General features: G+C 45.4%; 6 protein-coding genes. 3 read left to right on the forward strand and 3 right to left on the reverse strand.

What is annotated here, in order from left to right; genetic code table 11:
- Both plsY and IH879_17910 read right to left on the reverse strand, forming a co-directional pair.
- A partial coding sequence (plsY, locus tag IH879_17905; protein ID MCH7676798.1) for a glycerol-3-phosphate 1-O-acyltransferase PlsY occupies positions 1-602 on the reverse strand: 602 nt, incomplete at its 3' end.
- Between the two features lies 1 nt (position 603).
- A complete protein-coding gene (locus tag IH879_17910; GenBank protein MCH7676799.1) occupies positions 604-2,397 on the reverse strand; it encodes a DegV family EDD domain-containing protein in 1,794 nt (597 codons plus the stop codon).
- Positions 2,398-2,615: 218 nt separating this feature from the next.
- Here IH879_17910 and IH879_17915 point away from each other — a divergent pair, with 218 nt between their 5' ends.
- Positions 2,616-3,812 (forward strand): tetratricopeptide repeat protein, encoded by a 1,197-nt coding sequence (locus IH879_17915; protein ID MCH7676800.1) that lies wholly within the window; start codon positions 2,616-2,618, stop codon positions 3,810-3,812.
- 76 nt (positions 3,813-3,888) lie between these two features.
- Here IH879_17915 and IH879_17920 read toward each other — a convergent pair whose 3' ends face one another.
- Complete coding sequence (locus IH879_17920) at positions 3,889-4,713, reverse strand: glycosyltransferase (protein MCH7676801.1); 825 nt, start codon at positions 4,711-4,713, stop codon at positions 3,889-3,891.
- 90 nt (positions 4,714-4,803) lie between these two features.
- Here IH879_17920 and IH879_17925 point away from each other — a divergent pair, with 90 nt between their 5' ends.
- Positions 4,804-5,769: an aldo/keto reductase gene (locus tag IH879_17925; protein MCH7676802.1), complete on the forward strand. Its 966-nt coding sequence runs from the start codon at positions 4,804-4,806 to the stop codon at positions 5,767-5,769.
- Between the two features lie 112 nt (positions 5,770-5,881).
- Complete coding sequence (locus IH879_17930) at positions 5,882-6,151, forward strand: hypothetical protein (protein ID MCH7676803.1); 270 nt, start codon at positions 5,882-5,884, stop codon at positions 6,149-6,151.
- The last annotated feature ends 49 nt before the right edge of the window (positions 6,152-6,200 follow it).

The following is a 6,200-nucleotide window of genomic DNA, read 5'->3' on the forward strand; positions in this document are numbered from 1 at the left end:
GTACCATTTAACAACCGGCGAATATTGGAACGGTGGGTGAAAATAATCAGGCAGCTTATCAAGATGCTGAATGTCAAAAGCGAAGTTGAAACGGATTTTCCGAACATGCGGTCAAATGTCAGCAAAACAAAAGGCAGGGATGAGGTCGCGATAATCGAACCCAGTGAAACATAGCGGGTGGTCAAAACCAGGGCCGCGAATATAATGAAGCAAATCAATGAAGCCCAGGGAAAAAGTGCGATGATCAATCCCGCTCCGGTTGCCACACCTTTGCCGCCTTTGAACTTCGCCAGGACTGTCCAGATATGGCCAATAACTGCGAAGGTGCCCGCGATAATTTGAACAAGTTCATAATCCAACATTAACGGGTCGACGCGAATTTTGGCAATCAGAAGCGTCGCCAGAACGCCCTTTAAAATATCTACCACCGCAACAAAGAGTCCTGCTTTCCAACCCAGGACTCGGAAAGCATTTGTGCCACCGGCGTTCTTGCTGCCATGCTCCCTGATGTCGATTCGTCGGGTCATTCTGCCCACGACGATACTGGTCGGGAAAGAGCCAACGAGATAAGCAAACAATATAATCAATACTAATGAAAACATGCTACTCTCCTAAAAATGCAACTCCTGTAGCCCCTGGCCCGGCGTGGGCACCCAAAGCAGGAGAAACGTGCACAATCATAATATCTTTCTTTTTAATTTCAAACTGCCTGGCGATCTGCTTAACAAGGTATTTGGCTTTTTCCGGCGCGTTTGCGTGTGCCACGCCGAATCTCAAATTCTTTTTTCCAGTCGCTTCACGGCAAACCAGTTGAAGCATTTTATTTAGAGCAGCAGCGCCGCCCATAGTCTTTGTAAGTGTTTGAATTTTGCCCTCAGCATCCAGAGTTAAAATTGGCTTCAAGTTAAACAACCTGGCCACAAGCCCTCTGGATTTACTCAACCGGCCGCCGCGAATTAAATACTTAACCGTAGCAAAACTTAGGAAAACCCTGACGCTTTTTGTCGCCCATTCCGCCCTTTTTACCACTTCTTCTATCTCGCACCCTTCTTCTATTGCCTTAGCTGTTTCAGCAACGATGAGGCCCAAACCGACAGTTGCGTTGCAGCTATCAATCAAGGAAACTTTGCTATTTGCCTCTGACTTTACCGCAGTTTGCGCTGCTTGAAAAGTCCCGCTCACAGCTCCTGCGAGATGCACCGAAACCGCGGAATCATAGTGCCCCCACAATTCTTTATATGTATTTTTAAAATCGCCCGGCGTGGGTTGGGAGGTTTTAGGGCTATGTTCAGACTCTTGCAGGATGCGATAGAACTCTTTGGGCGTAATAGTTATTTTATCAATATAACTTTCAGTGCCAAATGAAACTTGAATGGGCACCATTTGAATATTGTGGCGAATAATAAATTCGGGCGGTAAATCGCAGGATGAATCAGTCACCAGAGCAATCTTTGGTTCTTTTTTTTCTCCGTAAGCCTCCTGGTGCTGGTCTCGCATGTCATCAAATTTTCGTTTGCTCACGGCGCCGTAATTTCCGGCGGCTGTGAAAACTTTTTCGGGATCATTTGTGTGAACGTGGATGCGAACTTTCTCAGAAGACCCGGCCACAATCACGGAGTTTCCCAACTCGCTCAAATCACTGCGGAGTTTGCTGCGGTCGATTGACTCTCCGTCAACCAGACACTCTGTACAGAACTGGAAGATAATATCTTCCGGCGCATTTTCAACTTTCGCGCGGCGTGTTTTATTGCCACCTATGCCCACTGCTTTTTCAATCTTTCCTGACAGCATAAAATGATGGACGCCCTCAAGCATGTGCACAAATCCCTGCGCCCCGGCATCAACGACCCCGGCTTTTGCCAGCAGCTTCAGTTTTTTGGGAGTATTTTTCAGGGAAAGCTGGGCCTCGTTCAACCCTTTGTGGAACAGATCTTTGAAGTCCTCGGATAAATGGCTGTGTCTTTTTACTTTTTCTGCCCAATCGTGAATGACCGTGAGAATGGTCCCCTCTTTGGGTTCTGTGATAGCCTCGTAAGCGCCGCGTCCGGCCGTTTCAACTGCTTCACCAAAATGGCTCAGGGTCGCTTTGAATTTTCCCTCAAAACTCTCGGCCAGTCCCTGAAAGAACTGCGCTAAAATCGCTCCCGAGTTGCCCCGGGCTCCCATCAAGGCCGCATCTGCCAGACACTTGCTCATCCCGGAAATGCTCTCCTCCCGGCAGCTAATCGCACCCTCGGCGACACTTTGCATGGTCAAAGCCATGTTGGTGCCGGTATCGTTGTCCGGCACGGGAAAGACGTTAATCTTGTTGAGACTATCCTGCATTAAAATCACGCGTCTGGCGCCGGCAATCACACCTTGCTTAAGCCGTAGTCCATCGAGGTAGTCAATTTTCATAGAATCCTCAGGAAGAGCCGGGTTGGATAAAGTGATTCCAATGTAATCGGAATTGCACTAAAAAGCAAGTGAAAATATCCGCTAGGAAATTGGACATAGAACTACTTCTCTATGCTAAACTATTATAAATTCGCTTGCTTCTTACCTTGAATCGTCCTATGTTTCAACTCGAAAATTCATTACTAAAGAACAGACAATTTTAAGCTTAGGCGATGCAGATGAAAAACTTGTTTTATTCACTGATTATCCTTTTAAAATTCAGCAGCCCTGGCCTGGCACAAACGGCCGACGAGTTCAACACTAAAGGTATGGAGTTCTTTAAAGAAGGCAAAATCAATGAAGCAATTCAGGAGTTGCAAAACGCCATAAAACAGGACACTACCTTCGTCAAAGCTTATATTAATTTGGGCTACATTTATTATGCAAACCGCATCCTTGATTACGCCATCCCTTTATACAAAAAAGCGCTAACCTTCGAGCCCGAGAGCGCCCTGGCCCATAATAATTTAGGTGCGGCTTTGCTCGCCAACCGGAATTATGCCGAAGCGATAAACGAATACAGGTTGGCAATAAAATATGACTCTACCTACACGGAAGCCCACAACAACCTGGCCTTTGCATATTATTCGGTGGGGCTTCAGGATTTTGCAATCAAAGAAGCAGAGACAGCATTAAAATTGAACCCGGATTATGCACGGGCCTACAACAATTTAGGCCTGGCTTATGGCGCAAAAAGCATGTTTGATGAAGCGGAAGTGCACTTAAAGAAAGCTTTGGAGCTGGCGCCCAACTTCATCGACGCCATGAACAACCTTGGCATCGTCCTCAGATCCAAAAACATGTATCAAGAAAGTCTCGAAGTGCTGGCAAAAGCAGAAAAACTGGACAGCTTAAATATTGACACCTTTAATAATTTAGGCTTAACCCATTTGAGCAACGGGGAGATTCATAAAGCAATTGAGAATTTCAAAAAAGTCCTGAAAATCGTACCAAATTACGGGACTGCGCACAACAATCTGTCGTTTGCTTATTATGACATTTATAACTATGCAATGGCGATGCAACACGCTAAGGCAGCCGAACGGTTTGGTCTCAAAATTAACCCGGATTTTATAAAAGATTTGGAAAAAGCACTCGACCCTGATTATTTTAGAATGCGGCACATCCTGGTCAAAACCCAAGAAGAGGCTGGGAAAATTTTGCAGCAATTAAAACAAGATGGAGACTTTGCCGAGCTTGCTTTGAATCATTCTATTGATAAAAATACTGCATCACAGGGCGGAGATTTTGGTTATTTTAAAAAAGGGGACATGCAGCCGGAATTAGAACAAGTCGTTTTGAAATTAAAAAAGAATGAAACAAGTGAGGTTGTAAAAACGGCTTTAGGATTCCATATTTTTGAAAGGCTTAAGTAATCGAAGAGCCCTTCGACTGCGCTCAGGACAGGCTCCGGCGAAGAGCGCAATAGGGAAAACCGCTGCTCGTTTTCACTTACAACTCCGTGAACTTTTTAGTCAGTATTTTATAAAAATCTGCCTCCCCTTCTTTGCCATGCTTGCGAAATCCTTGTTCAAGAATAGCCGCTTTTTCAATAATTTCCCTCACGACCCATTCGTGCTGACTTTCATCTAACTCGTCGTTTTCAAGCAGTTTAAGCAGCGCCTGCACCCGGTAGCGATCGAGTCCCCATTGCCTCGACAATTGGTCTTTATGCCCGCCTCTTTTCATAATTAGCTTCCGGGGGATAAAGTGAAAAGGCAATTTCAAGGAGGCCCTCAGCCACAAATCGTAATCTTCACACGCCGGAAGCTTTTCATCGAAATAGCCGACCGATTCAAAAAATTCTCTTCGCATTAAAACGGACGACGGGCTAACAATGCAAAGAGGCAAACACTGTTCAAAAATCCAGCCTGAATATTTTCTGTGTTTATTTTTGGGGTTCACACGCACCCCTTTGCGAATCCAGATTTCGTCGGTGTAGCAAACCATCGCCTCCCGATTTGCCTTCAAAAAATCGATTTCAACCTGGAGTTTATTTTCGAGCCATAAATCATCGGAATCTAAAAAAGTGATGTACTCTCCCTGGGATTCGCTAATACCGCGGTTGCGTGCCGCGCTTGGGCCGGAATTTTCCTGGTAGACATACTTCAGGCGGTTACTTAATCCGGCCGCAAATTCTTTGGTTCCATCGGTAGAGCCATCGTCAACTAAAATCAGTTCGAAGTCTTGATACGTCTGGTTTAGGACGGACTCAACGGCTTCTTTTAAGAACGATAAGCGATTGTAGGTAGGAACAATGATGCTGGTTTCGATCATGTGCAAATGATATTCAATATTCGGGATTTAATCAAGAGCCAAGACTTAGTTTTCTCTTGACACCCAGCTGATTATTTAAGATATTTAATCATGCAAACAAAACAATTAGGCACAACTGATTTACACCTGACTCCAATCGGTCTTGGAACCTGGGCCATCGGAGGTGCCGGTTGGCAGTACGGCTGGGGAACACAGGATGAAAAAGAATCGATCGCGACCATTCACAAGGCGCTGGACCTGGGCATCAATTGGATCGACACCGCCCCGATTTATGGGCTTGGCCGGGCCGAAGAAGTTGTGGGAAAGGCGACTAAAGAGATGAGCAACCGCCCGCTGGTTGCCACAAAATGCGGCTTAGTCTGGGACAAAGAAAGAAACATTTACGGCAGGCTGAAACGAGAAAGTGTATGTGCCGAAGTGGAAGCCAGTCTGAAGCGGCTGCAAGTCGATGTGATTGATCTTTATCAAATTCACTGGCCGGATCCAAAAAACGATATCGAGGAAGCCTGGAGTACATTGGCAGATTTGGTCAAAGAGGGTAAAATTCGTTATGCGGCCGTCTGTAATTTTAACGTGAAACAAATTAAACGCATCGAACCTATCCACCCGGTTGCTTCAGTTCAACCTCCTTACAGCATGCTCGAACGCAGAATTGAAAACAATCTCCTACCCTATTGCGCTGAAAATAACATTGGCGTCATCCCTTACAGTCCTTTACAAAAGGGCATTTTAACGGATAAGTTCACAGCGAAGTGGGTGCAAAGCCTGCCGGAAGATGACCACCGGCGCGATGTGGACAAGCGCTTTCAAGAACCGCAATTGACTTCGAATTTGGCGTTTGTTGAGTCGTTAAAGAAGCTCACTCAAAAACACGGGAAGTCGGTCGCGCATGCCGCGATTGCCTGGACCCTTCGACGCCCTGAAGTCACGGCAGTCATCGTTGGAGCACGGCGGCCGGATCAAATCGAAGAAACAGTTGAGGCTGGTGATTGGGAGCTGCCGGCAGAAGATATTAGCTCTATCGAGGATTTGTTGGAAAAGCAAATTCGTATTTAAATTACCGGGGCTCAAAATTTTATTAAGCACCTTTGCTTAAGGAAACAATTATAGATTTAAGATCGTCTTTTTAGATTAAGTTAAGAATGAAGATAATCTGAGGAGTGACACTATGGAACTGGCAATTATTTTACTAATGTTTGCCTTTTTTCTAATTTTTTTCAAATTGCTTGCTCTGGTCTTCAAGGTAGGATTTTTTGTTTTAAGCATTCCTTTCCAAATAATCGGGGCTATCTTCTTAATGGTTCTGGTGATGATGCTTCTACCTTTTGTGGCCGTGGCTGGCCTTCTAACAGTCGTATTCGCTCCCCTGCTGGTGATAGGTCCATTCCTTCCTCTGTTATTGGTTTTGCTTGGGCTTTATCTGGTCGTCAAAAAATAAACTAGTGCAGCGTTTCCTAAACAACCGGGCAATATACAGTGTTAGCGTG

The sequence above is a fragment of the candidate division KSB1 bacterium genome (assembly GCA_022562085.1).
GTDB lineage: Bacteria > Zhuqueibacterota > Zhuqueibacteria > Oceanimicrobiales > Oceanimicrobiaceae > Oceanimicrobium.

Bases quoted from the DNA above. Each gene is read 5' to 3' on its own strand.
- IH879_17925 (MCH7676802.1), top strand. From the start codon at position 4,804: ATGCAAACAAAACAATTAGGCACAACTGATTTACACCTGACTCCAATC.
- IH879_17910 (MCH7676799.1), bottom strand. From the start codon at position 2,397: ATGAAAATTGACTACCTCGATGGACTACGGCTTAAGCAAGGTGTGATT.
- IH879_17920 (MCH7676801.1), bottom strand. From the start codon at position 4,713: ATGATCGAAACCAGCATCATTGTTCCTACCTACAATCGCTTATCGTTC.
- IH879_17915 (MCH7676800.1), top strand. From the start codon at position 2,616: ATGAAAAACTTGTTTTATTCACTGATTATCCTTTTAAAATTCAGCAGC.
- IH879_17930 (MCH7676803.1), top strand. From the start codon at position 5,882: ATGGAACTGGCAATTATTTTACTAATGTTTGCCTTTTTTCTAATTTTT.